Source organism: Kribbella amoyensis, from assembly GCF_007828865.1.
Lineage (GTDB): Bacteria > Actinomycetota > Actinomycetes > Propionibacteriales > Kribbellaceae > Kribbella > Kribbella amoyensis.
In genome coordinates this window covers 4,901,489-4,924,764 of record NZ_VIVK01000001.1, presented here as the reverse complement: position 1 = coordinate 4,924,764, position 23,276 = coordinate 4,901,489, and the positions used below count along the sequence as shown (strand labels likewise).

Below are 23,276 nucleotides of genomic sequence, written 5' to 3'. Positions count from 1 at the left end.
GTTGCTCCGTTCGGCTTCGGTCAATCTTCGGGCTGACCAGTCCCCGGACTCGTCACTGACAGTGTGTGACTCCGGTAGGACGGTCAGTCAGAAGTTCCCGGACATGACGAAGAGGCGGTGCCGCCGGAAAGCACCGCCTCCAAGTCCGAGGTGTTGTCCTACACGCCGTGACCGTGGGCCTGGGCGCGGGCCTCCGGGCGGAAGCCGTTGCGCGGGCTGAGCGTGTCGTCGCCGTTGCCGAGCGCCTTGAGCTGCTCGGTGAAGTACGTCTTCAGGCGGCTGCGGTACTCGCGCTCGTAGGCGTGCAGGTCGTCGATCGTGCGCTCGAGCTGACCCTTCTGCTTCTCCAGGGTGCCGAGCATCTGCGCGCGCCGCTCGGCGATCTCGCCGTCGAGCTTCTCGGCGCGGGCACGGGCCTCACCGGTCATCCGGTCGGCCTTGCCGCGGGCCTCGTTCTCCAGCCGCTCCGCCTTGGCGCGGGCCTCGCCGATGATCTTGTCGGCGGTGTCCTTCGCCTCCTGGACCAGGTCGTCGGAGTGCTTGGTGGCCATCTCCAGCAGCCGGACCGCGGAGCTGGACGCGTCACCAACGGTTCCAGCTGCCGCAGCAGCCCCCGCGGCCGCTACAGCCGGTGCGACGGGCGGCTTCTCCTCGGGCTTCTCGACGATCGGAGCGGGCTTGGGCTGTTGCACCACGGGCGGCAGCGCGGCGGTCTGGTCGACCGGCCGTTCCTGCTGCTGCCCCGCACCAGCGCGCTGCGCCGCCGCGAGCTTCGCGCGCAACTCCTCGTTCTCCGCGAGGAGGCGCTCGAGCTCGGCTTCGACCTCGTCGAGGAAGGAGTCGACCTCAGTGACGTCGTAGCCCTCCCGCAATCGGACGGGCGTGAATTGCTTCGAGCGGACGTCATCCGGCGTCAGCGGCATCTTTCACCTCGTTTGTCTGTGTCTTGGCGGAGTCCCCGTGGCCTTCACCTCGGCGACTCAGTAGATCACGTTATCGCTTCGTTGTGTTGTGACGGAATCCGGGCGGGCGATAACGATCCCCGTCTCCCCGTGTTCGGGTCCTTCCTACCCCTTCCGCGGGTCCATCAAGCTCCGACTCCGCCGCCGGTCACCGGGTTCGGTCCGGTTCACAGCGACCTGAGCGCGGTCGAGTTGATCGACATCGCCAGCGAGACGAGGACGAACAACATCAGCATGGACAGATCGATCCGGATGCCGCCGGCCCCGATCGGGGGCAGGATGCGCCGGAGCGGCCGCAGGAAAGGATCCGTGACCGAGTAGACCAGTTCGAACAACAGCAGCAACGGCCCCTTGGGGTGCCACTGCGGTGCGAACATGACGATCAGGCTGAGGACGAAGCGCGCCACCAGAATCAGGAAGAAGGCGAGCAACACCCAGCTGAGAACACTGAGGACCAGCGCGAGAGCAACCATGTCAGGGAAGAGTGTAGAGGGCCGGAAAAGTCACCGGTCAGCTCTGGTTGTAGAAACCGTCCGCGGCGATCTTCTCCTTCTCCTCGGCGGCCACCGAGACGTTCGGCGGGCAGACGAGGAAAACCTTCGTGGTGATCCGTTCGATCGAACCACGGCAGCAGAAGATCAGTCCGGCCGCGAAGTCGACCAGCCGCTTGGCGTCGGCGTGGTCCATCTCGGTCAGGTTCATGATGACGGGCGTGCCGTCGCGGAAGTGCTCACCGATGACGCGCGCCTCGTTGTAGCTGCGCGGGTGCACGGTGGTGATGCGGGCCAACTCGGTAACCTCCGGGGACGGTACGACTCCACGCCGTTCTGGAAACTTGGAGACCGTGCCCACCTGCTCGTCGCGGGCGTCACGACTGTCGCGATTGTCACGACTGTCGCGATTCTCACGCTCGCGGCCGTCGCGGTCGCGCGTGTCCCGCGGGTCGCGGGCCGGCTCGGTCTCCTGGGACTCCCCGTCGACCACTTCGTCGTCATAGTCGTCGTAGTCGTCGTACTCGTCGTCGTAGCGCGCGTTGTAGCGCTCGCCGTCCTCGACCAAGCCGAGGTACACACCCATCTTGCGCAACGCGCCGCTCATGGCCCTCCAGCCCTTCGATCCGGTTTCTACGCCGACAGCGAGCCGGTCGGAAACCTGCTCGCAGTTGACACTAGCCCAGAGGGGGACGCGTTCCGAGTAATGCGCGCCCGAGCCGAACGTGTGTCGCCCCGTGCCTGATCGCGGCGTCCAGATCGCCGCTCATCCCGGCCGAGATCCAGTCGGCACCGGCATGTTCGGAGCGTAGCCGCGAGGCTACTTCACGCAGGCCGGCGAACGCCTCGCCGGGGTCACCACCGAGCGGCGCGACGGCCATCACCCCGCCGAGCTCCAACCCGTCCGCGGCCGCGACGCCGGCCGCCAGCTCCGCCACATCCTCCGGTTCCACGCCGCCTCGGGCGCGCCCGGTCGCGGCGTCCCGGGGCCCGAACGAAGCCAGGCTCACCTGCAGCAGGCAGCGGACGACGCGCTCCTCGGCGACCGCGGCCTTCGACAACGCGGCGACCAGCGACGCCCGATCCACCGAGTGGACGACCGCGGCATGGCGGACCACCGAGCGCGCCTTGTTGGTCTGCAGCTGCCCGACGAAGTGCCACGTGACGTCCTGGCAGTCCGGCGCCTTCGCCTTGAGTTCCTGCTCGCGGTTCTCGCCGAGGTCCCGCACTCCGAGCGCCGCCAGCGCCCGTACGTCGCTGATGGGGAAGGTTTTGGTGATCGCGACGAGGGTCACGTCGTCCGCGGGCCGCCCGGCCGCCGTACAGGCCGCCTGGATCCGCTCACGGACCAGCCGCAGGTTGTCGCGCAGCTCGTCCTCGCGCGTCGTCACGCCGGCATCGTTCACGGGTACAGCCTGACCAGACCGGCGTGCCGGCCGCTCACCTGGCCCTCACGCCGGTATGAGTAGACGTCCTTCGACTCGATCGTGCACGTGGTCGCGTCGACCACCGCGACCCCGAGCTCGCCGAGCTCGCCGAGCTGCGCGATCACGCCGGCGGCCACGTCGATCGACGGAGTACCCCAGCTCGTCTCGGCGTACGACGCCGGCACCCGCTCGGCGACTTCGGCGCGCATCTCGGCCGGTACCTCGTAGCAACGGCCACACGCGTACGGACCGAGGACGGCGGTGATCGCCTCGGCCCCGAGGGCACGCATCGCGTCCACAGCGGCCGGCACCACGCCGGCGTACAGGCCGGGGCGACCGCAGTGCGCTGCCCCGATCACGCCGTTGACCGGATCCGCGAGCAAGACCGGGAGGCAGTCGGCCCCGCGAACGCAGAGCACGACATCGGTCCGCGTCGTCACGATCGCGTCGGCCGACGGCTGCGGGCGGACCGGGAGGTCGTCGCCGGGCCGGACCACGTGGACCGCGCGGCCGTGCACCTGACTGACCCGGATCACGGCCTCCGGACCGACACCGAACTCCTCGCCGACCCGGCGGAAGTTCTCCGCGATCGCGTCCGCCTCGTCACCGGCCGCGCTGCCCAGGTTCAGTTCGCCGTACGGCTCCGCGCTGACGCCGCCGTACCGGTCGGTGAACGCGAACCGGACTTTGTCGAGAACCTCGTCGTAGCCGAGCACACCTGAAATCTACCCAGGCACGGCATCCGGCAGCGCGGCGGCCCGGTAAGTGACCGAACTCGCCGCGAACCCGCTCATCCCCGCAGCGCAGCGACGGGCCTCAGCTCGTCGGCCGCCGCGCTGCGCCCCGAACCGGGGGGAAGCGCGAGCACGTACTCGACCGCACGCCGGCGCGCCTCGTCGAAGGCGTCAGCGGCCGCGACATCCACCTGCGGCCAGACACCAACCCCCTCCCAGTTGGTGCCGGTGAGGGGGTTGATGGAGCGTTGGACCGGGATGGTGGCTTCGAGGTTGGGGTGGAGGCTGAAGCCGCGACGGGGATGGGCGCCGCCGCCGGTGCGTTCGCCGACGACGGTGGCGCGGCCGAGTGTCTGGAGGTTGTACGCCAGCTCCTCGCCGCCCGAGAACGTCGCCGCGCTCGTCAGGACCCAGATCGGCTTCGTCCCGCCGTACCGCGGACCCGGCAGGGCGGGCGTCGTCCAGAACTGGCGGACCGTGCCGTCGGCGGGAGTGACGAGGTCGTTGAGGTGGACCGGTTCGGAGCCGACCAGATGGCTGCAGAGGTACGCGACCTGGTCCGGGGAGCCGCCGATGCAGCCACGCAGGTCGACGATCAACGCATAGGTTGCCGAGAGCAACGACATGGCCGCGGACACGGCCGGGGCGGCGTGCTGCGGCGGGTAGAGGATCGGCCGGATCTCGAGCACGCCGATGTTGCCGGGCAGCCGTTCGGCCCGGGCCATCCCGCCGGCGTGCAGCCTGGCCTGCCCGAGCCAGTACGCCTCCTCGGCGGCCGGATCCGCCTCGTCCGGCACCTCCTCGCGGTTGTACTTCAGGCGCAGGTGCTTGTCGAGGTTCCCCTCCTGCAGGTCGGCGGTCACCCGCTCGGCCAGCTGCTCGGGCTCGGTGAGCTCGTCGTACCGGCCGGCCGCCGATGCCGCGGCCAACCGAGCGGCGACTTTCTGGCCGACTTCGGGGAAGACGTAGTGCACGGCCACCAAGGCGGCCAGCCGGTCGGTGATGGTTCTGATCTCGTCGGTGCGCATGGTGGCGAGTGAAGCACGCGGTTTGACAAAGCGTCAATAGTTCTTGACGCTTGATCCCATGACCGAGAACGCGGAGTCGGCGGAGCAGTACGAGGTCTCGTCGGCGGCTCAGTTCAAAGCGCTGGCGCATCCGCTCCGGCACCGCCTTCTGTTCGCGCTGGGCCAAGAACCGGCGACGATCAGCCAACTCGCCACCACCCTCGGCACAGCAAAAGGCAACATCAACCACCACCTCGGCGTACTACGCGACGCAGGCATGGTGCGCGTAGTCGCCACGAAGCAGGTCCGAGGCGGGACGGAGCAGTACTACCGCCGAACGGCCCGCAAGTTCATCTTCTCCGGCGAGGGCGCGCGCGCAAATACGACTGTCGCGCTGCAGGCCGTCGCGGCAGACCTCGAAACGGCCTCAGGCAAGCCCCTCGTCAACGTCCGCAACCTCCGCCTCACCGAACACCAAGCAACCGAGTTGGCCGCACGGCTGGACGACCTGGTCACCGGCCTGACCGACGCGGGCGCAGGCGAGGCCCGCTACGGCGTGGTCGTCTCCGTCTACCGCCCCCATCAGGCGGAGCCAGGCACTCCCCCGAGCTGACCCGCCGGCCGACTCACGCCACACCCACCTGGTACCCCCAGCGTGCTGGGGTGCTCAGCCACGTACTGCGTGCCCCTGCCTGTGCCGTAGGTGGTCCTCGGCTGGGAACCCGAGCGAGCTCGCGGCCGAGGTCGGGGCGGACGCGCAGCACCCACCAACCTCTGCTGAGAGGTGGTCTTCGGCGCTTCGCACGCCTGGGACGGGCGGGGTGCCCGGGATTGGTGAGTGGTGCAGGTCCGCCCGCGCCAGACATGCAGCACCCCCGGTGGTTGGGCCGGGGGTGCTGGGGGTCACTTCAGGAAGTCTGGAATGTCCAGGTCTTCTTCTGGTTCTTGCTTGCGGGGTGGGCGGGCCGGCGTCGGGTTGGAGTACGGGGCCGGGTTGCTCGGTGGGGTGCGGACCTCGCCCGGCTGGGGGCGGGCCGAATTGGTCGTGCCCGCGCCGGAGCGGGGTTCGGTCGGGGTGGGGACCGGGACCGTGTCGTCGGTCGGCGGCTGGGTGCCGAACTGGCCCTGGGTCACCTGGCCGTTGCCCGTCTGCGGTGTGACCGGCTGAGGCGCCGGGGTCGACGCGGCCGGGGCCGTCGATGGCGTGCCTGCGCCCGGCGCACCGGTCGAAGGCGTTCCCGGAGTACCGGTTGTCGGTGCCGCCGGCTGGCTGGTCGACGGAACCGGGGAGACCTGCGGCGGGGTCGCCGAGGTTGCCGGAGTCGCGGCCGGGCCCGGCGCGGCCGCAGGCGGGGTGCTCGGTGGGGCCTGCTGCTGGTGCATCTGGACCGAGTACTGGCCGTTGTCCGGGCGTGGAGCCGGGTCGGCCGCCGGTGGGCGTTGTTGCTGCTGGGGGCGGGCGCTGTTCATCGCCTGCTCGCGGCGCTTGGGCATGCCGCCGTCGAAGCCTGCCGCGATGACCGTCACCCGCACCTCGTCGCCGAGGGCGTCGTCGATCACGGCGCCGAAGATGATGTTGGCGTCGCTGTGCGCGGACTCCGAGACCAGCTGGGCCGCTTCGTTGATCTCGAACAGGCCCAGGTCGGAGCCGCCGGCGATCGAGAGCAGGACGCCGTGCGCGCCCTCGATACTTGCCTCAAGCAACGGTGAGGAGATGGCCGCCTCGGCCGCCGCGACGGCGCGGTCCTCGCCCCGGGACGAGCCGATGCCCATCAGCGCGGAGCCCGCGTTGGACATCACCGCCTTGACGTCGGCGAAGTCCACGTTGATCAGGCCGGGCGTGGTGATCAGGTCGGTGATGCCGGAAACACCTTGCAGCAGCACCTGGTCGGCCTGCTTGAAGGCGTCCAGCACCGAGACCGCGCGGTCCGAGATCGTCAGCAGCCGGTCGTTCGGGATCACGATCAGCGTGTCGACCTCCTCGCGGAGGGTGCTGATGCCGTCCTCGGCCTGGGTCGCCCGGCGCTTGCCCTCGAAGGAGAACGGCCGGGTCACCACACCGATCGTCAGCGCGCCGAGGGACCGGGCGATCCGGGCCACCACCGGCGCACCACCGGTGCCCGTGCCGCCGCCCTCGCCCGCGGTGACGAAGACCATGTCGGCGCCCTTCAGCGCCTCCTCGATCTCCTCCGCGTGGTCCTCCGCGGCCTTCTGCCCGATCGCCGGGTTCGCCCCCGCGCCGAGGCCACGGGTCTCCTCGCGGCCGATGTCGAGCTTGACGTCCGCGTCGCTCATCAGCAGCGCCTGGGCGTCGGTGTTGATGGCGATGAACTCAACGCCCTTCAACCCGTGCTCGATCATCCGGTTGACGGCGTTCACGCCGCCGCCGCCGATGCCGACGACCTTGATGAGTGCCAGGTAGTTCTGCGGTGCCGCCACGTCCGCGCCTCTCGCCTCGTTCTGTCCCGTTGTGACCAATTGGCCGTGTCCAGCGAAAGTTCCAGCGAAAAGACTGAACCTCAAGTGGATGCTTAGACTTATGTCAACTTTAGATTACGTCGCACGCTACGGGACGTCTTCGGGCCGAGTCCAAGCGACTCGCCGCCGTGTCCCGGGATGTGTCCTGCTACTTCTTTTCCCCTTTGGTGACAGGGAGATCGGGCGCCGACACGTCGTACACCTTCGCGTCCCGCCGCATCAGCACGCTGAGTACCTCGGCCTTGCGCGCGCTGTCATCGGAGCTGCCCCACACGACCCTCACCCCGGACGGGAGGTTGAGGGTGATCGAGTCCGGTGAGCTGGCCGAGATCGACCGTACTTCGGAGCGCAGCCCGGCCGGCAACGCGGCCGACACGGTGACCACCGAACGGATCGTGACATCGCGCCGCGAGCCCACCACCAGCGCCTCCGGCAGGCCCTCCGGCCGCTCCGGCACACTGCGGAACGAGACCCCGGTCGCGTCCACCAGCTCGTACGAACTGCCGTCGGTGACCACCACCACCGGGACCCGCTCGGTCACCACGATCACCAGCTGGTGCGGCCACGCCCTGGTCACCTGGGCGTCGGCCACCGCCGGGATGGTCCGGACCCGGCCCGCGATCGCGTTCAGGTCGACCTTGGCCAGCGGGGTCCCCAGCGGCGCGTCGGCCACTTGCGTAACCGTTGCCGTGGGCACCGTTTCGGCCCCGGTCACCCGGACGCCTGTGACGGCCAGCGCCGAGGAGAAGTAGAACAGCCACACCGTGATCCCGCCGGCCAGCAGCAGGAACCCGCCGATCGCCCACGGCAGCCAGGCCCGCCAGCGCACCAGCCGCTGCCGGCGCGCGAACCGCTCCTGAGCCCTCGCCAGGTCGCCGCTCGCGTCCGCTCCCCCACCGCGCTGACTCATTCCGGCCCCGGGCTCACTCGATCAGGGCGGCGTTCACCGCGGCCCGCTCGGCCAGCAACCCGACCACCTCGGGCCCGATCAACGTCACGTCACCGGCCCCGAGGGTGACCACCAGGTCGCCCGGCAGGGCGAGATCGGCGACCACCCGCGGTACCGCGGACCAGGACGGCTCGAACCGGACCTGATCGGGCTTCAGCGGCACGTGGTTCGCGATCAGGGCGCCGGTGATCCCTGGTTCGGGGTCCTCGCGGGCCGCGAACACGTCCATCACCACGACCTCGTCGGCCAGCGCCAGCGCCTCGGAGAACTCCGCGGCGAAGATCCTGGTCCGGCTGAACAGGTGCGGCTGGAAGCACGCGATCACGCGGCCCTCCCCCGCGACCTGACGTGCCGCGGTGAGGTCCACGGCGAGCTCGGTCGGGTGGTGCGCGTACGAGTCGAACACCCGGACGCCGTCCTCGAGGCCCTTGAACTCGAACCGCCGGCCGGTCCCGGTGAACGACGCGAGCCCCTCGGCCAGGTCGGCCGCGGAGAACCCGAGCCCGAGCCCGACCATCAACGCGGCCGAGGCGTTCAGCGCGTTGTGCTTGCCCGCCTGCTGCAACTGGACCACGGGCAGCTTGCGGCCCCGGTACACCGGGACGAAGCTCTGCGTGGCCCCGGTCGCGGTGATCTCGGTGACCCGCAGGTCCGCGTCCGCCGACTCGCCGTACGTCCGGACGTCGAGGCCACGCTTGCGGGCGTACTCGGCCAGCTGCCGGGCGCCGGCGTCGTCGTGGCAGATCACCATGAACCCACCCGGCTGGACGCGGCCGCAGAAGTCCTCGAAGGCCTTCCGGTAGCTCGCCTCGTCGCCGTAGTTGTCCAGGTGGTCCGGCTCGACCGACGTGACGATCGACACGACCGGGGAGTACGTCAGGAACGACTTGTCCGACTCGTCCGCCTCGGCGACGAAGAGGTCACCGGTCCCGTCGTGGGCGTTCGAGCCCGACTCGTTCAGGTTGCCGCCGATCGCGTACGACGGGTCGGCCGCGCAGTGCTGCAGCGCGACGGTCAGCATCGAGGTGGTCGTGGTCTTGCCGTGCGTCCCGGCGACCGCCAGGGTCCGGCGGCCCACCATCACCGAGGCGAGCGCGGCCGCGCGCGGCAGGATCGGGATCCCGGCGGCCTGGGCGGCGACGACCTCGGGGTTCGTCTCGCGGATGGCCGTGGAGACGACCACGGTGTCCACGTCCTGCACGTGCTCGGCGGCGTGGCCGACCCAGCAGGTGGCGCCGAGGGCCCGGAGTGCGGACAGCACCTTGCCGTCCTTGGCGTCCGAGCCGGACACCTCGATCCCGCGGGAGGCCATGATGCGGGCGATGCCGGACATCCCGGCGCCGCCGATTCCGACGAAGTGGACCCTGCCCAGCTTCTCGGCGGGCAGGGTCGTTTCAGGGGCGGTGACGATCACGAACCAGACCTCACCACATCGAGGACGATCTGCGCCAACCGGTCGTCGGCATCTGTACGGATGACGCCCTGTGCTGCTGCGGACATGCTGGACAGACGCACCGGGTCGTGCAGAAGTTGCGGCACGGTGGCGCGAACCCAGTCCGGCGTCACCTCGGCGTTGTCGACCAGCAGGCCGCCGCCGGCGTCGACCACCGGTTTCGCGTTCAGGCGTTGCTCGCCGTTGCCGTGCGGCAGCGGCACGTAGATGGCAGGCAAGCCCACCCCCGAGACCTCGGTCACCGTGTTCGCCCCCGATCGGCAAACCGCCAGGTCGGCCGCCGCGTACGCGAGATCCATCCGGTCGACGTACGACAGCACCACGTACGGCAACGGCCCCGTCTGCTGAACCTCCAGCGTGTTCTTCGGGCCGATCGCGTGCAAGACCTGAACCCCGGCCGCCTGCAGATCCGCGGCAGCACCGGCGAACGCCTCGTTCAACTGCTGCGCACCCTGTGATCCGCCGGTCACGAACAGCGTCGGGGCGTCCGGGTCGAGGCCGAAGAACTGCCGCGCCTCGGCCCGGGCCGCGGCCCGGTCGAGGGTGGAGATGGCGCGGCGGATCGGCAGCCCGACGTACGACGCGTGCGGCAGGTCGGTCCCGGGGAACGACACGGCGACGTGCTCGGTGCAGTACTTCGCGGCGAACTTGTTCGCGATGCCCGGGACCGCGTTGCCCTCGTGCACGACGATCGGCGTCTTCCGCCGCCAGGCCGCGACGTACGCCGGAGTCGAGACGTACCCGCCGAATCCGACCAGGACGTCGGCCTTGGCCTCGTCGAGCACCTTCCGGGCGGCGCTCACCGAGGCGAGCATCTTGCCCGGGACGGCGAACAGGGCCGGCGTCGGCTTGCGCGGCAGCGGGACCGGCGGGATCAGCTCCAGCCGGTACCCGGCCTCGGGCACGACCTTGGTCTCCAGGCCGCGCTCGGTCCCGACGGCGACGATCTCGATCGTCGGGTCGATCCGGCGCAGCGCGTCGGCGGTGGCGATCAGGGGTGAGGTGTGGCCGGCGGTACCTCCACCGGCCAGGACGATGCTGGGCACAGCTCTCAACGCTCCCGCGTGGTCTCACGGCCGGTAGGGCCAGGCGTACGCCACGACGACATCCACCCGAACAACGGCCGCCGGGTCTCCTTCAGGGCGGCCTGCGCGCCGGGCTCGGCCTTCGCGAAGGACAGCAGCATGCCGACCGCGATCAGGGTCGGCAGCAGTGCGGACCCACCGTACGACAAAAGCGGCAGCGGGATCCCCACGATCGGTAGCAGTCCGATCACGGCGCCCAGGTTGACCAGCGTCTGGGCCATGATCCAGACGGTGATCCCAGCCGCGCAGTACCGGACGAACGGCTCCGTGGTCCGGGTCGCGATCCGGACCCCGGCGTAGGCGAGGGTGAGGAACAGGCCGAGCACGGTGAGCGAGCCGATCAGCCCGAGCTCCTCACCGATCACCGCGAAGATGAAGTCGGTGTGCGCCTCGGGCAGGTTGCCCCATTTCTGCCGGCTGTTGCCGATCCCGACACCCCACCAGCCACCGGTGGAGAGCGCGTAGAACGCGTGGTACGCCTGCCAGCCGACGCCGCCCGGGTCGGCGAACGGGTTCATGAACGACTGGACCCGGTCCATCCGGTGCTGTGCGGTGGTGACGAAGTACGCCGCGATCGCGCTGACCACGATCATCGTGCCGACGAACAACCGGGTGGGCGCGCCGACGACCCAGATCATCCCGATCATCACGGCCATCAGCACCAGCGACGTGCCCAGGTCGTGCTGGCCGACGATCAGCGCGATCACCAGACCGCAGACCGGGACCATCGGGACCAGCAGGTGCTTCCACTGGGTGAGCAGCTTCTGTTTGCGCGCGTACAGGTCCGCGCACCACATCACCAGCGCCAGCTTGGCGAACTCGCTCGGCTGGATCTGCAGCGGACCGCCGAAGGTCAGCCAGTTCGTGTTGCCGTTGACGTTCTTGCCCAGTGCCGGCACGTAGGTGAGGACGAGCAGGAACACCGACCCGAGCAGCGCGACGTACGCGAGCATCCGGAAGTGCCGCGGCGTCATCCGGGACGCGACGTAGGCCATCGGCAGCCCGACGCCGACCCAGATCAGCTGCCGGTAGAAGATCGCGTACTGGTTGCCGTGGTTGACCTTGTACGACAGCACGCTGGACGCGGACAGCACCATCAGCAGGCCGAGGATCATCAGCAGCCCGGTCGCGCCCAGCACCAGGTGGTACGACGTGAGCGGGCGGTCCAGCAGGTTGCGCAGCGCGACGAGCCAGGTGCGCTCGGTACTGGTCTTCTGCTCCGGCCCGTCCGCGATCGAGGTCACCCGATCACCCCTGGGCGTCGCCCAGCCGGTGGACGGCTGCGGCGAAGGCGTCTCCGCGGGCTCCGTAGTTGGCGAACATGTCCCAGGACGCGCAGCCCGGCGCGAGCAGCACGGTGTCGCCCTGCTGTGCCAGCTTCGTCGCCTCCCCCACCACGGTCTGCATGGCACCAGTGTCCGTTGCCTCGACAGTGATCACCGGGACATCGGGCGCGTGTCGGGCAAGAGCTTCGGCGATCACCTGCTTGTCCTGGCCGAGCAGGACCACGCCGCGCAACCGGCCACGGGCGGCCGTGACCAGGTCGTCGAACGTGGCCCCCTTCGCCTGGCCGCCGGCGATCCACACCACGTGCTCGTACGCGAGCAAGGACGCCTGCGCCGCGTGCGGGTTCGTCGCCTTCGAGTCGTCCACGTAGTTGACCCCGGCAACTTCCGCGACGTGCGCGATCCGGTGCGCGTCCGGCCGGAACCCGCGCAGCCCGTCGCGGACCGCGGTCGCCGGGACGTCGAACGCCCTTGCCAGCGCGGCAGCGGCGAGCGCGTTGGCCACGTTGTGCGGGGCAGGGGGCGTGACGTCGTCGATCGAGGCCAGCTCCAACGCGGACGAGGCCCGCTGCTCGACGAATGCGCGGTCCACCAACAGCTCGTCGACCAGGCCCACCATCGACATCCCGGGAGTCCCGAGGGTGAAGCCGATCGCGCGGCAGCCCTCGATCACCTCCGCGTCCATCACCAGCTGCTCGGTGGCCGGGTCGGCGACGTTGTACACGCAGGCTACCTGGCAGTTCTCGTAGATCCGGCCCTTGTCCTTGACGTACGCCTCCAGCGAGCCGTGCCAGTCGACGTGGTCGGGCGCGATGTTGAGGACGGCGGCCGAGTGCGCCGACATCGAGTCGGTGAAGTGCAGCTGGTACGACGACAGCTCGACCGCGATCACGTCGTACGGTTCGGGGTCCATCACCGCCTCCAGCAGCGGCAGCCCGACGTTGCCCGCGGCAACGGCACGGTGGCCCGCGGCCTGCAGGATCGCGGTCAGCATCTGCACCGTGGTGGTCTTGCCGTTGGTCCCGGTGACGCACAGCCACGGGGCCGCGGTCGCCGGGTCACGCAGCCGCCAGGCCAGCTCGATCTCGCTCCAGATCGGCAGCCCGCTGGCGGCCGCGGCGGCCAGCAACGGGGCGTACGGCGGGATCCCGGGCGAGGTGACGACGACCTCGGTCCCCTCGGGCAGCCCCGCCGTACTCCCCGGGCCGAGCCGGAGCTCCGCGCCGAGCGTCTCGAGGATCTGCGCCTTCTCCCGCAACTGCTCGTTGTCCCGGTCGTCCAGGACCACCACGTACTCCGCGCCCGCCTGCAGCAGCGAATCGGCGCACGCGTAGCCCGCGGTGCCGAAACCGAGCACGACGAACCGGGTCGTCGCCCAGCCGTCGGCGGTCCGTGTCTCGAGGCTCATCCGGCCACCCATTCCGCGTAGAACAGACCGAGGCCGGTGGCGACGCACAGACCCGAGACGATCCAGAACCGGATCACGACGTTGACCTGTTCCCAGCCGAGCATCTCGAAGTGGTGCTGCAGCGGCGCCATCCGGAACAGGCGTTTACCCACTCCGCCGGTCCGCTTGGTGATCTTGAACCAGCTGACCTGGAGGATGACCGAGGCGGTGATGATGACGAACAGGCCGCCCAGCAGCAGCACCAGCAGCTCGGTCCGGGTCATCACGCCGAAGCCGGCCACCGCGCCGCCCAGCGACAGCGACCCGGTGTCACCCATGAAGATCTTCGCCGGCGACGCGTTCCACCACAGGAAGCCGAACAACGCCCCGGTGAGGGCGGCGGCCACCACGGCCAGGTCGAGTGGATCGCGGACCTCGTAACACTTGGATCCCGGCGCGGTCGCGCAGCTCTGGTTGAACTGCCAGATGCAGATCAGCGTGTACGCGCCGAACACCATCATCGACGCGCCGGTGGCCAGCCCGTCCAGGCCGTCGGCCAGGTTGACGCCGTTCGACATGCCGGCGATCAGCAGCAGGATCCAGATCACCACGAGCACCGGCCACAGGTGCAGCCAGTTGATGTCGCGGATGAACGAGATGAACGGCGACGCCGGGCTCTGGCCGCGCTCGTCCGGGAACTGCAGCGCGAGCACCGCGAAGACCACCGCGACCATCGTCTGACCGGCCAGCTTGGCCTTGCTCCGCAGGCCCAGGCTGCGCTGCCGGAAGATCTTGATGAAGTCGTCCAGGAAGCCGACCGCGCCCATCCCGGCGAACAGGAACAGCACCAGCAGGGCCGACGCGCTCGGTGGGGTCCCGCCGCCGAGCGCCCAGGTGAACAGCTTGGCCGCGAAGTACCCGATGATCGTGGCCATGATGAACACGGTGCCGCCCATCGTCGGCGTGCCGCGTTTGGTGTGGTGCGAGGTCGGGCCGTCGTCGCGGATCTCCTGGCCGTAGCCGCGCCGGGCCAGCACGTTGATCGCCAGCCGGGTACCGAGCAGCGTCAGCACCATCGACACGGCGCCCGCGAACAGGATCGAGATCACTGCGCGTCCTCCTCGACCAGCGCGTCGGCCAGACTTCGCAGCCGCGCCGCCTTCGACGACTTCACCAGGACCACGTCACCGCTGCGCAACTCCTTGCGGAGCAGTTCCAGCGCCTCGTCGATGGTGGGGACGTACGCCGATTCGTTGCCCCACGAGCCCTCCAGGGACGCGCCGAGGTGGATCGGTTTGGCGCCCTCGCCGACCGCGATCAGCCGATTCACGTCGAGGCGGACCGCGAGCCGGCCGACCGCGTCGTGCTCTTCGCTGCTGGTGTCGCCGAGCTCGAGCATCTCGCCGAGGACGGCCCAGGTCCGTGCCTCGCGGGCCCGGCCGATCGCGATCAGCGCCTTCAGGGCGGCCCGCATCGACTCGGGGTTGGCGTTGTAGGCGTCGTTGATCACGGTCACGCCGTCGGACCGCTCGATCAGCTCCATCCGCGCCTGCGAGATCCGGCCGGCCGAGTTCAGCCCGTCGGCGAGCTGCTCAGGGGTCAGCCCGACGGCGAGGGCGACCGCGGCCGCGGCGAGCGCGTTGGCGACGTGGTGCTCGCCGATCAGCTGCAGCTGGATCCGGCTGCTGAATTCGCCGACATGCAGGGTGAAGCTCGGCCGCCCCTCGGCGTCGAGGGCCAGGTCGGACGCCCGGACGTCGGCGCCCGCCGCCTCGCCGAAGGTGAGGATCCGCTGCTCGGTCCGGCTCGCCATCGCGACGACCCGGGGATCGTCGGCGTTCAGGATCGCGGTCCCGCCGGGCCGGACGTTCTCGATCATCTCGCCCTTGGCCTGCGCGATCGCGTCCTGGCTGCCGAACTTACCGATGTGGGAGTGGCCGACGTTCAGCACCAGGCCGACCTTCGGCGGCGTGATCCGGCACAGGTAGGCGACGTCGCCACGGTTCCGCGCACCCATCTCGGCGACCAGGAACCGGGTCTCGCGGTCCGCCTGCAACGCGGTCAGCGGGTGCCCGAGCTCGTTGTTGAACGAGCCCTCCGGCGCCACCGTCGCGCCGTACGGGCGGACCAGCTGGGCGATCAGGTCCTTGGTACTGGTCTTGCCCTGCGACCCGGTCAGCCCGATCACGGTCAGGTCGGGCAGCTGCGCGACCACGAACCGGGCCAGCTCGCCGAGCGCCGCCTGGGTGTCCGCGACGACGATGCAGGGACAACCGTCGACCGGCCGGGTGGTCAGCGAGACGGTCGCACCGGCCGCCGTCACCGCGGGGACGAAGTCGTGCCCGTCGACGTGTTCCCCGGGGAGGGCGACGAACAGACCCCCGGGGACGATCTCGCGCGAATCCCGCACCACCGCGGCGTCGACGACGGCGGCCGGTTCGACACCGGCCAGCTCACCGCCCACGGCCGCGGCGATCTGGCCGCAACTGACTCCGATCACCGGGACTCCTCCAGCAACTCACGTACGGTCTCGCGATCGTCGAACGGGTGGATCACACCGCCGACGTCCTGCCCTGTCTCATGGCCTTTACCCAGCACGACGACGGTGTCGCCCGGACCGGCCAGCTCGATCGCGGTCCGGATCGCCGCCCGCCGGTCACCGACCTCGCGCAGGTCCGCGGCCGGGACCGCTGCCCGGGCTCCTTCGAGGGCGGCGGCGCGGATCGCCGCCGGGTCCTCGCTGCGTGGGTTGTCGTCGGTGACGATCACCGCGTCGGCCGTCCGGGCCGCGGCCGCGCCCATCGCGGGCCGCTTCCACGGGTCGCGGTCGCCGCCGCAGCCGACGACGGCGTACAACCGGCCCTTCGTCGTCCCGCGGGCGGCGCGCAACGCCAGCTCGACCGCGTCCGGGGTGTGCGCGAAGTCGACGATCACGGCGAGCCCGTCCGCGCCGAGGAACGTCTCCATCCGGCCGGGGACCCGCGCGGTCCGCAGCCCCGCGGCGATCTTGTCCGCCGGGACGTCGAGCTGCCGCAGCATCGCCACCGCGAGCAGCGCGTTGGCCACGTTGAAATCGCCGGGCAGCACGATCTCGACCGTCAGCGTCTCCCCCGGACCCTGGATGTCGATCACGGTGCTGCCGTGCTCCGACTGGTGCGTACCGGTGACGGTCCAGTCCGCTTCACCGGTCGTCGACACGGTGACCAGCGGGACGACGGTCTGCGCGGCCAGCCGGCGGCCGTACTCGTCGTCGATCGACACCACGGCCAGATCACACCGCTGCGGGGTGAACAACGACGCCTTCGCGGCGAAGTACTCCTCGAACGTCTTGTGGAAATCCAGGTGGTCCTGGCTCAGGTTGGTGAACCCGGCCACGGCGTACCGGGCGCCGTCCACCCGGCCCTTGGCGAGCGCGTGGCTCGACACCTCCATCGCGCACCAGCCGACGGCCTGCTCGCGCATCACCGCGAACAGCGCCTGCAGGTCGGTCGCCTCCGGCGTCGTCATCGCGCTCTTCACGACCTGGTCGCCGATCCGGGTCTCGATCGTGCCGACCAGCGCCGCCTTGCCGAGTTCGCGCAGGACGGAGTCGAGCAGGAACGTCGTGGTGGTCTTGCCGTTCGTCCCGGTGACGCCGAGCAGGTGGAGCTCGCTGGTCGGTTCGCCGTACACCTTCGCCGCGACCGCGCCGAGGACGCGCCGGGGATCGGCGACCACGAGGACCGGCAGCCCGGCGGACCGGGCCCGCTCCTCGCCCTCGGGATCGGTCAGGACCGCGACCGCGCCGGACGCCGCGGCACCGGCGACGAACGCGGCTCCGTGGGTGACGGCACCCGGGAGCGCGGCGTACAGGTCACCCGGAAGGATCGACCGTGAGTCGAGCGAGACACCGGTCACGGCGACGGCACCGATGGCCGCGGGAACCTTGGCTCCCGCGGCTTCAGCGAGGTCGGCGAGCGCGACCGGTACGGTGTGCCGCGGCCTGATCGCGGCAACGGCGCCGCCTGCGGCAATGGGGTTGGACACGGCCCCAGAGGCTACCGCTCCGGACCCTGTGACACCTACCTGACCCTCAGTCACCAGCCAGCGCGTCACCAGGTAATGGGCACGACGGGCTGCTTCGCACCGGTCGGCGGGACGGCGTACTTCTGCAGGGCGTAACTCATCACATCGCGGAACACCGGGCCTCCTTGACCTCCACCGCTGCGCCCGTTGGTCGGGTTCTGCAGTACGACGTAGGTCACGAAGCGTGGGTTGTCGGCCGGCGCGAATCCGGAGAAAGAAGTCGCCCACTTGCGGTAGCAGCCGCACGCCGAGTCCACTTCCTGCGCGGTCCCGGTCTTACCGGCGACCCGGTACCCGGGGATCGCGGCCTGGGTCGCGGTCCCGCCCTTCGCGGTGACGGCCTCCATCATCGTCGAGACCTGCTTGGCCGCGTTCTCGCTGACCACCCGGCGCGGCTCGGCCGCCTGGTTCGGGGTGAGGTTGCCGTCCTCGTCGACCCAGTCCTTGACCAGCTTCGGCGGCATGTACACCCCGCCGTTGGCGACGGCGTTCACCGCCGCGGTCATCTGCACCGCGTTCGCGGACAGCCCCTGACCGAACGCCACGTTCGACCGGGTCAGCTCGCTCCACTCGTCGCCCGGCGGCATCAGGCCGCGGCTCTCACCGGGGAAGTCCAGCCCGGTCGGCTCGCCGAAGCCGAAGTCCTTCAGGTAGTGCACGAAGTCCTGGATCGGCATCTGCTGCGCGGCCATGATGGTGCCGACGTTCGACGACTTGGCGATCACACCGGCCATCGTCAGGTTCAGCGTGCCGTGGTCGAAGTGGTCCCGGATGGTGCGCCGCTGCACGGTGTACTCGCCGGGCACCTTGAGCTTGGTGTCCAGCGAGATCAGCCCGGCGTCGGCGAGGGCGGCCATCGTGACCACCTTCTGCACACTGCCCGGCTCGTAGACCTGCTCCAGCGCCGGGTTCTTCAGCGCGCTCGCCTTCACCGGCTTGTTCGGGTCGTAGGTCGGGTAGTTCGCCATCGCCAGCAGCTCGCCGGACTTGACGTCCATCGTCACCACGGTGCCCGAGCTGGCCTTGTACTGCTTGACCGCCTGCTCGATCCGCTTCTCGGCGAACCACTGCAGGTCCGCGTCCAGGGTGAGCTGCGCGGACACGCCCGGCTTCGGCTCCTCGACGGTGTGGTCGGCGTTCGGGATCTTGTTGCCCTTGGCATCGACCTCGTACATCGCCTTGCCGTCCCGGCCGGACAGCTTGTCGTTCAGCCCGTACTCCAGTCCGGCCAGGCCCTTGCCCTCGGCGCCGACGACGCCGACCACGTTCGCGGCGATGGTGCCGTTCGGGTGGCTGCGGATGGGGTCCTGCTCGGTGTACAGCCCGACCAGCGACGGCAGCTTGCGCTCGACCGGGAGCTCCTTGTTCTGCTCCTTGATCTTGGCGTTCTGCTGCTTCATCTCCTCGGTGACCTGGTTCCAGGTCTGCGGGCTGACCTGGCGCGCCAGCACCACGTACCGGCCCTTGCGGGTCAGCTGACCGAGCAGCTTGTCGTAGCTGGTCCCGCTCAGCTTCGGCGCCAGGATCGCGGCCAGTTGCGGCGCGACCTTCGTCGTCTGGCTCGGGTCGGCGGTGATCGCGACGGCGTCCTCGGAGACCGAGAACGGCACGCCGTTGCGGTCCAGGATCGCGCCGCGGGAGGCGTGCAGGTCGAACGGCCTGGTGTTCTCCTTCGTCGCGGCCAGCGCGTACGAGTCCGGGTCCACACCCTGCAGCAGGACGAGGCGGCCGGCGAACAGCGAGAGTACGAACGCCATCACGCCGAACGTCACCCGCAGGCGCAGCGTCGGACGGCCGAGCTTCAGTGTCCGCGGTGGCCTCGGCGCGCGTGGTGGCCTGCGCTTCTGCGGTGGCCGCTTCCGCGGAGCCGCCGCCTTCTTCGCCGCCGGGCGCCCGTCCTTGCGGACCAGCGGCCGACCGTCCGGCCCGGTACGCCGCGGCGCGGATCTCCCGTTCCCGCGCGCGGCCTCCTTCCTGGGCCTGTTCGGCGCTGCCTTCTTGGCCGCTGTTCGCCGGGGATCCGGCTGCTGCCTGGGGCGGCGCTGCTCCCCCTCGGGAGGTCGCTTGCGAGGAGCGTCCCTGGCCGCGGCTGTTTTCCGGGGCCGCTGCTCCCCGGGTGCGGCCTTGCGCGGCCGGGGCTTACCGTCCTCGGCGGGACGGCGTGCAGCGGACCGGTTGCTGTCGGTAGCAGACGAACGGCGAGACGAAGTTTTTCGAGGCGGGTTGTCCCGCTCCGGCCGACCACCACGGCGTGGTGGTTCGTTACCCCGTCGGTCCGTCATCCGATCAGCCCCCGGTCGCTGTCGTACTCGTCGCCGGTGGCGTGGTGTTGGCCGCCGGCGGCTTGCTGGTGGTCGTGGCCGGCGGCTTCGTTGCCGTCGCGGCCGGTGGTTTCGTCGCGGTGGTCGCCGGTGGCTTGGTGGCCGTCGCCGCCGGTGGCTGGACCGGTGTAGTGGCCGGTGGTGCGACCGGTGGCAGCACCGGGGTCGACGGCTTGGCCGTCGGTGTCCCCGGGCCGAACATCGCCGCACCCGTACCCGCTTTGCCCTCCGCCGGAACGCCCAGCACCTGGCCGTCCGGCAACCGCAGGAACACCGGGTTCGGGTTCGGCACCATGCCCATCCGCAGCGCCCGATCGGCCAGGTTCTGCGGTGACTCGAGCGTGCGGACCTGCCGCTCCAGCAGCTCCTGCTGGTCCCGCAGCCCGTCGGCCTGCTGGTTCAGCGCCGTCACCTGGAACGTGCCGCGCTGCAGCTCGGTGTTGAGCAGCAGCAGGCCGACCAGGCCGGCGGCGAGCAGCGACACCACGAACAGCACGAACGGCATCCGCGGCGGCCGGAACGGCGCACCGTAGACGATCCGCAGCTTCGGCTCGGACCGCTGCGCCGGCGCCGGAGTGACCCGCGCCTTCGAAGGACTGAAGACAGTACTCATCAGGCCACCAACCCCTTCGCCCGTACCCGCTCAGCTGCCCGTACCCGCGCGGAAGCAGCTCGCGGGTTGACCGCCACCTCTTCCTCGGTCGGCCGCTCGGCCCCACGCGTCAGCAGCTTCAGGTACGGCTCGTGCCCGGCCGGGATCACCGGCAGGTCGTCCGGTACGTCGGTCCTGGTGCCGGCCGCCAGCGTCTGCTTGGTGATCCGGTCCTCCAGCGAGTGGTAGCTCATCACCACGATCCGGCCGTGCAGGGCGAGCGCGTCGATCGCGGCCGGCAGCGCACGCCGGAGCACGTCGAGCTCACCGTTGACCTCGATCCGCAGCGCCTGGAAGGTCCGCTTCGCCGGGTGTCCCCCGGTCCGCCGGGCCGCCTGCGGGATCGCGTCGCGGACCAGCTCGGACAGCCGGGCGCTGGTGGTGAACGGCTCGGTCTCCCGGGCCCGGACGATCCGGTCCGCGATCCGGCGGGCGAACTTCTCCTCGCCGTACTGGAACAGGATCCGGGCCAGGTCGGCCGCGCTGTAGGTGTTCAGGATGTCGGCGGCCGTGGTCGGCGCGGTCGAGTCCATCCGCATGTCGAGCGGCGTGTCCTGGGCGTACGCGAACCCGCGCTCGGCCTCGTCCAGCTGCATCGACGAGACCCCGAGGTCGAACAGGATCCCGTCGATCGCGGGCACGCCGAGCTCGGCCAGGACGCCCGGCAGCTCGTCGTAGACGGCGTGCACGAACGTGGTCCGCTCGGCGTACGGGGCGAGCCGCTCGCCGGCCAGGCGGAGCGCGTCGGGATCACGGTCGAGGCCGATCAGCCGGGCCTCGGGGAACTCGCGCAGGAACGCCTCGGAGTGACCACCGAGGCCGAGAGTGGCGTCGACGACGACAGCGCCAGGCTGCTGGAGCGCGGGCGCGAGCAGGGCGACGACGCGGTCGAGCATGACCGGGACATGGCGATCGGACGGCTGGGGACCGGGCATGTCAGCCCACCTGCCCCTGCGCGTACCGCCCAGCACCGTCCATCTCGACCCTTCCATAGCCGCGGGTGCGACCCTGCCCCCGCGGGTTCTCGACTGCTGTCCTGCTGTCTGCCGGCTGCGCTTGCGGGGGCGGTTTGGAAGGCCGGTGACCGTCCGGGTGGTGCGAAGTGGAGTGCCTTGGCTGGACTCCGGTGGAGCAAAGTGGAGCGCCGGTGGCTCCGGCCCTTTCGTCCGGTCAGATCGCGGGTACGCCTCCCGGGGAAGTACCCGAGGTCTTGGCGCCGGGGAAGTGACGCCAACACCCGAGTCGGAAGTCGGACCCGTGATCTCACCGGACGACCGGTGCGGTGCTCAGAAGATGCCGGGCAGGACCTCCTCGGAGAGATCGGCGAACGCCTGCTCCTGCTCCGCTGAGTACCTGTTCCAGTTCTCCGTGTTCCAGATCTCCACCCTGTTCATCGCCCCGATGACGACGCAGTCGCGATCCAGTCCGGCGTAATCGCGCAGCATCGGCGGGATGGTGACCCGGCCTTGCTTGTCGGGCACTTCGTTCGAGGCTCCGGCGAACAGCATCCGCAGATAGTCCCGCGCACCCTTGTTGGTGATCGGCGCCTGCTTCAACTGCTCGGTCAGCTGGACGAACTCGGCCTCGGGCCACACGAACAGCGACCGCTCCTGTCCGCGGGTGATCACCAGACCCTCCGCCAGCTCGTCCCGGAACTTCGCCGGCAGGAACAGTCGGCCCTTGTCGTCGAGCTTGGGGAAGTGAGTTCCGAGGAACACGCTCCACCTCCCCGTTGCGGACTCTCCGTCTCAGGTCGAGCTGTTTCCACCATTCCAGTACCACTGCGCTCCACCTTACTCCACTTTGCCCCACCGTCAACCAAATCCATGCTGTTTCGCGCCCGGTTACGCTGGAGGTCACAGATTTGCAACGTGGGGCGAGGGCAGCGCTGGATGGACGCCGAAACGACTGGTAACGAAATCCACGCAGGGCTAGGCCGTGCCCCGGGGCCGGGTCAGAATGAGTCGGCTATCAACCAATGGGGAGGACTCAGGGTGAGCACCACCGCGACCAGCTCGGCCATGGACTTCGACGAGCTGACAGAGGTGGCGGGACGGGTCCGCCGAGCCATCGAGCAGGTCATCGAGGGCAAACCCGACGTCGTCGAGACAGCCGTGACGGTGCTGCTCGCCGAGGGACATCTGTTGATCGAGGACGTGCCGGGCGTCGGCAAGACGATGCTCGCCAAGGCGCTGGCCCGGTCGATCGACTGCAGTGTGCGCCGGATCCAGTTCACGCCCGATCTGCTGCCCTCGGACATCACCGGCGTGTCGGTCTTCAACCAGGAAGTCCGGGACTTCGAGTTCAAGCCGGGCGCGGTGTTCGCGAACATCGTGGTCGGCGACGAGATCAACCGCGCCTCGCCGAAGACGCAGGCCGCGTTGCTGGAGTCGATGGAGGAGCGCCAGGTCACCGTCGACACCACCACGTACCAGCTCGAGGCGCCGTTCATGGTGATCGCGACGCAGAACCCGATCGAGATGGAGGGCACCTATCCCCTCCCCGAGGCCCAGCGGGACCGGTTCATGGCCCGGGTCTCGATGGGCTACCCGGAGCCGGCCGCCGAGCTCCGGATGCTCGACGGGCACTCCGCGACCGATCCGCTCAGCACGCTGCAGGCCGTGACCGACGGGCAGGAGATCCTCCGCCTGGTGAAGACGGTGCAGTCGGTGCACGTGTCGGAGTCGGTGAAGGAGTACGCCGTCGCCCTGGTCGGCGCGACCCGCCGGTCCCAGGAGCTTCGCCTCGGCGCGAGCCCGCGGGCCACGCTGCACCTGATCCGGGCCGCCCGGGCCGCGGCCGCGCTGGACTCGCGCGAGTTCGTGCTGCCGGACGACCTGCAGGAGCTCGCGGTCCCGGTCCTGGCGCACCGCGTCCTGCCGGCCGCGGAGGCGCACCTCGGTGGGCGGGGTTCGGCCGAGATCGTCTCCGGGCTGGTCGGCTCCGTGCCGCTCCCCCGCACGCGTCGGGACTGAGGAC

Annotated in this window: 20 protein-coding genes and 1 pseudogene; 2 read left to right on the top strand and 19 right to left on the bottom strand. The window is 70.2% G+C overall.

Going from position 1 to position 23,276, the window contains the following annotated elements:
- Window positions 1-158: 158 nt before the first annotated feature.
- From FB561_RS23085 to FB561_RS23060, 6 genes are all read right to left on the bottom strand, one after another.
- Complete coding sequence (locus tag FB561_RS23085; RefSeq protein ID WP_145810103.1) at window positions 159-923, bottom strand: DivIVA domain-containing protein; 765 nt, start codon at window positions 921-923, stop codon at window positions 159-161.
- Between the two features lie 206 nt (window positions 924-1,129).
- A complete protein-coding gene (locus FB561_RS23080; protein WP_145810101.1) occupies window positions 1,130-1,435 on the bottom strand; it encodes a YggT family protein in 306 nt (101 codons plus the stop codon).
- A 37-nt stretch (window positions 1,436-1,472) separates the two neighbouring features.
- The gene (locus FB561_RS23075; RefSeq protein WP_145810099.1) at window positions 1,473-2,060 is read right to left on the bottom strand and encodes a cell division protein SepF; all 588 of its coding nucleotides are present in this window, start codon (window positions 2,058-2,060) and stop codon (window positions 1,473-1,475) included.
- 70 nt (window positions 2,061-2,130) lie between these two features.
- Window positions 2,131-2,859 carry a YggS family pyridoxal phosphate-dependent enzyme gene (locus FB561_RS23070; protein WP_238334993.1) on the bottom strand — a complete coding sequence of 243 codons (729 nt, stop codon included), beginning with the start codon at window positions 2,857-2,859 and terminating at the stop codon, window positions 2,131-2,133.
- The gene (locus FB561_RS23065; protein WP_145810097.1) at window positions 2,856-3,596 is read right to left on the bottom strand and encodes a purine nucleoside phosphorylase YfiH/LACC1 family protein; all 741 of its coding nucleotides are present in this window, start codon (window positions 3,594-3,596) and stop codon (window positions 2,856-2,858) included. Before FB561_RS23065 ends, FB561_RS23070 begins: the two co-directional genes overlap by 4 nt.
- Before the next feature lie 74 nt (window positions 3,597-3,670).
- Window positions 3,671-4,642 carry a S41 family peptidase gene (locus tag FB561_RS23060; protein ID WP_145810094.1) on the bottom strand — a complete coding sequence of 324 codons (972 nt, stop codon included), beginning with the start codon at window positions 4,640-4,642 and terminating at the stop codon, window positions 3,671-3,673.
- Between the two features lie 58 nt (window positions 4,643-4,700).
- Between FB561_RS23060 and FB561_RS23055 the strand changes: the two genes are divergently transcribed.
- Window positions 4,701-5,234: an ArsR/SmtB family transcription factor gene (locus FB561_RS23055; protein ID WP_145810092.1), complete on the top strand. Its 534-nt coding sequence runs from the start codon at window positions 4,701-4,703 to the stop codon at window positions 5,232-5,234.
- An 803-nt stretch (window positions 5,235-6,037) separates the two neighbouring features.
- On the opposite strand, the pseudogene ftsZ reads toward FB561_RS23055, so the two are convergent.
- The 13 genes and pseudogenes from ftsZ to mraZ all read right to left on the bottom strand — a co-directional run.
- Window positions 6,038-7,060, bottom strand: a pseudogene (ftsZ, locus tag FB561_RS38755) (cell division protein FtsZ); the annotation flags it as partial.
- Window positions 7,061-7,247: 187 nt separating this feature from the next.
- The gene (locus FB561_RS23045; RefSeq protein WP_145810087.1) at window positions 7,248-8,009 is read right to left on the bottom strand and encodes a cell division protein FtsQ/DivIB; all 762 of its coding nucleotides are present in this window, start codon (window positions 8,007-8,009) and stop codon (window positions 7,248-7,250) included.
- 13 nt (window positions 8,010-8,022) lie between these two features.
- Entirely contained in the window at window positions 8,023-9,462 is a 1,440-nt protein-coding gene (gene murC, locus FB561_RS23040; protein WP_145810084.1) for a UDP-N-acetylmuramate--L-alanine ligase, read from the bottom strand.
- Window positions 9,459-10,547 carry an undecaprenyldiphospho-muramoylpentapeptide beta-N-acetylglucosaminyltransferase gene (gene murG, locus FB561_RS23035; protein WP_145810082.1) on the bottom strand — a complete coding sequence of 363 codons (1,089 nt, stop codon included), beginning with the start codon at window positions 10,545-10,547 and terminating at the stop codon, window positions 9,459-9,461. Before murG ends, murC begins: the two co-directional genes overlap by 4 nt.
- Window positions 10,548-10,552: 5 nt before the next feature.
- Window positions 10,553-11,830 (bottom strand): putative lipid II flippase FtsW, encoded by a 1,278-nt coding sequence (ftsW, locus tag FB561_RS23030; RefSeq protein ID WP_145810079.1) that lies wholly within the window; start codon window positions 11,828-11,830, stop codon window positions 10,553-10,555.
- 4 nt (window positions 11,831-11,834) lie between these two features.
- Window positions 11,835-13,292 (bottom strand): UDP-N-acetylmuramoyl-L-alanine--D-glutamate ligase, encoded by a 1,458-nt coding sequence (gene murD / locus FB561_RS23025; RefSeq protein WP_420371346.1) that lies wholly within the window; start codon window positions 13,290-13,292, stop codon window positions 11,835-11,837.
- Entirely contained in the window at window positions 13,277-14,368 is a 1,092-nt protein-coding gene (gene mraY, locus FB561_RS23020) for a phospho-N-acetylmuramoyl-pentapeptide-transferase (RefSeq protein WP_145810074.1), read from the bottom strand. Before mraY ends, murD begins: the two co-directional genes overlap by 16 nt.
- Window positions 14,365-15,759, bottom strand: a complete 1,395-nt coding sequence (locus tag FB561_RS23015) for a UDP-N-acetylmuramoyl-tripeptide--D-alanyl-D-alanine ligase (protein ID WP_145810072.1) — start codon at window positions 15,757-15,759, stop codon at window positions 14,365-14,367. Before FB561_RS23015 ends, mraY begins: the two co-directional genes overlap by 4 nt.
- Window positions 15,756-17,285, bottom strand: coding sequence for a UDP-N-acetylmuramoyl-L-alanyl-D-glutamate--2,6-diaminopimelate ligase (locus FB561_RS23010; protein ID WP_238334992.1), 1,530 nt, complete (start codon window positions 17,283-17,285; stop codon window positions 15,756-15,758). Before FB561_RS23010 ends, FB561_RS23015 begins: the two co-directional genes overlap by 4 nt.
- Window positions 17,286-17,350: 65 nt before the next feature.
- Window positions 17,351-19,081 (bottom strand): peptidoglycan D,D-transpeptidase FtsI family protein, encoded by a 1,731-nt coding sequence (locus tag FB561_RS23005; protein ID WP_238334991.1) that lies wholly within the window; start codon window positions 19,079-19,081, stop codon window positions 17,351-17,353.
- A gap of 529 nt (window positions 19,082-19,610) precedes the next feature.
- Window positions 19,611-20,258 carry a cell division protein FtsL gene (ftsL, locus tag FB561_RS23000; protein ID WP_145810068.1) on the bottom strand — a complete coding sequence of 216 codons (648 nt, stop codon included), beginning with the start codon at window positions 20,256-20,258 and terminating at the stop codon, window positions 19,611-19,613.
- Entirely contained in the window at window positions 20,258-21,232 is a 975-nt protein-coding gene (gene rsmH / locus FB561_RS22995) for a 16S rRNA (cytosine(1402)-N(4))-methyltransferase RsmH (RefSeq protein ID WP_145810065.1), read from the bottom strand. Before rsmH ends, ftsL begins: the two co-directional genes overlap by 1 nt.
- 351 nt (window positions 21,233-21,583) lie before the next feature.
- The gene (gene mraZ, locus FB561_RS22990; protein WP_133800118.1) at window positions 21,584-22,015 is read right to left on the bottom strand and encodes a division/cell wall cluster transcriptional repressor MraZ; all 432 of its coding nucleotides are present in this window, start codon (window positions 22,013-22,015) and stop codon (window positions 21,584-21,586) included.
- Window positions 22,016-22,333: 318 nt separating this feature from the next.
- Here mraZ and FB561_RS22985 point away from each other — a divergent pair, with 318 nt between their 5' ends.
- A complete protein-coding gene (locus FB561_RS22985; RefSeq protein WP_420371362.1) occupies window positions 22,334-23,272 on the top strand; it encodes an AAA family ATPase in 939 nt (312 codons plus the stop codon).
- The last annotated feature ends 4 nt before the right edge of the window (window positions 23,273-23,276 follow it).

What these genes read in the sequence shown, in the direction of transcription:
- ftsL (WP_145810068.1), bottom strand. Translation starts at nt 20,258, where the DNA reads ATGAGTACTGTCTTCAGTCCTTCGAAGGCGCGGGTCACTCCGGCGCCG.
- FB561_RS23045 (WP_145810087.1), bottom strand. Translation starts at nt 8,009, where the DNA reads ATGAGTCAGCGCGGTGGGGGAGCGGACGCGAGCGGCGACCTGGCGAGG.
- rsmH (WP_145810065.1), bottom strand. Translation starts at nt 21,232, where the DNA reads ATGCCCGGTCCCCAGCCGTCCGATCGCCATGTCCCGGTCATGCTCGAC.
- FB561_RS23080 (WP_145810101.1), bottom strand. Translation starts at nt 1,435, where the DNA reads ATGGTTGCTCTCGCGCTGGTCCTCAGTGTTCTCAGCTGGGTGTTGCTC.
- FB561_RS23075 (WP_145810099.1), bottom strand. Translation starts at nt 2,060, where the DNA reads ATGAGCGGCGCGTTGCGCAAGATGGGTGTGTACCTCGGCTTGGTCGAG.
- FB561_RS23085 (WP_145810103.1), bottom strand. Translation starts at nt 923, where the DNA reads ATGCCGCTGACGCCGGATGACGTCCGCTCGAAGCAATTCACGCCCGTC.
- FB561_RS23060 (WP_145810094.1), bottom strand. Translation starts at nt 4,642, where the DNA reads ATGCGCACCGACGAGATCAGAACCATCACCGACCGGCTGGCCGCCTTG.
- FB561_RS23005 (WP_238334991.1), bottom strand. Translation starts at nt 19,081, where the DNA reads ATGGCGTTCGTACTCTCGCTGTTCGCCGGCCGCCTCGTCCTGCTGCAG.
- FB561_RS23055 (WP_145810092.1), top strand. Translation starts at nt 4,701, where the DNA reads ATGACCGAGAACGCGGAGTCGGCGGAGCAGTACGAGGTCTCGTCGGCG.
- murD (WP_420371346.1), bottom strand. Translation starts at nt 13,292, where the DNA reads ATGGGTGGCCGGATGAGCCTCGAGACACGGACCGCCGACGGCTGGGCG.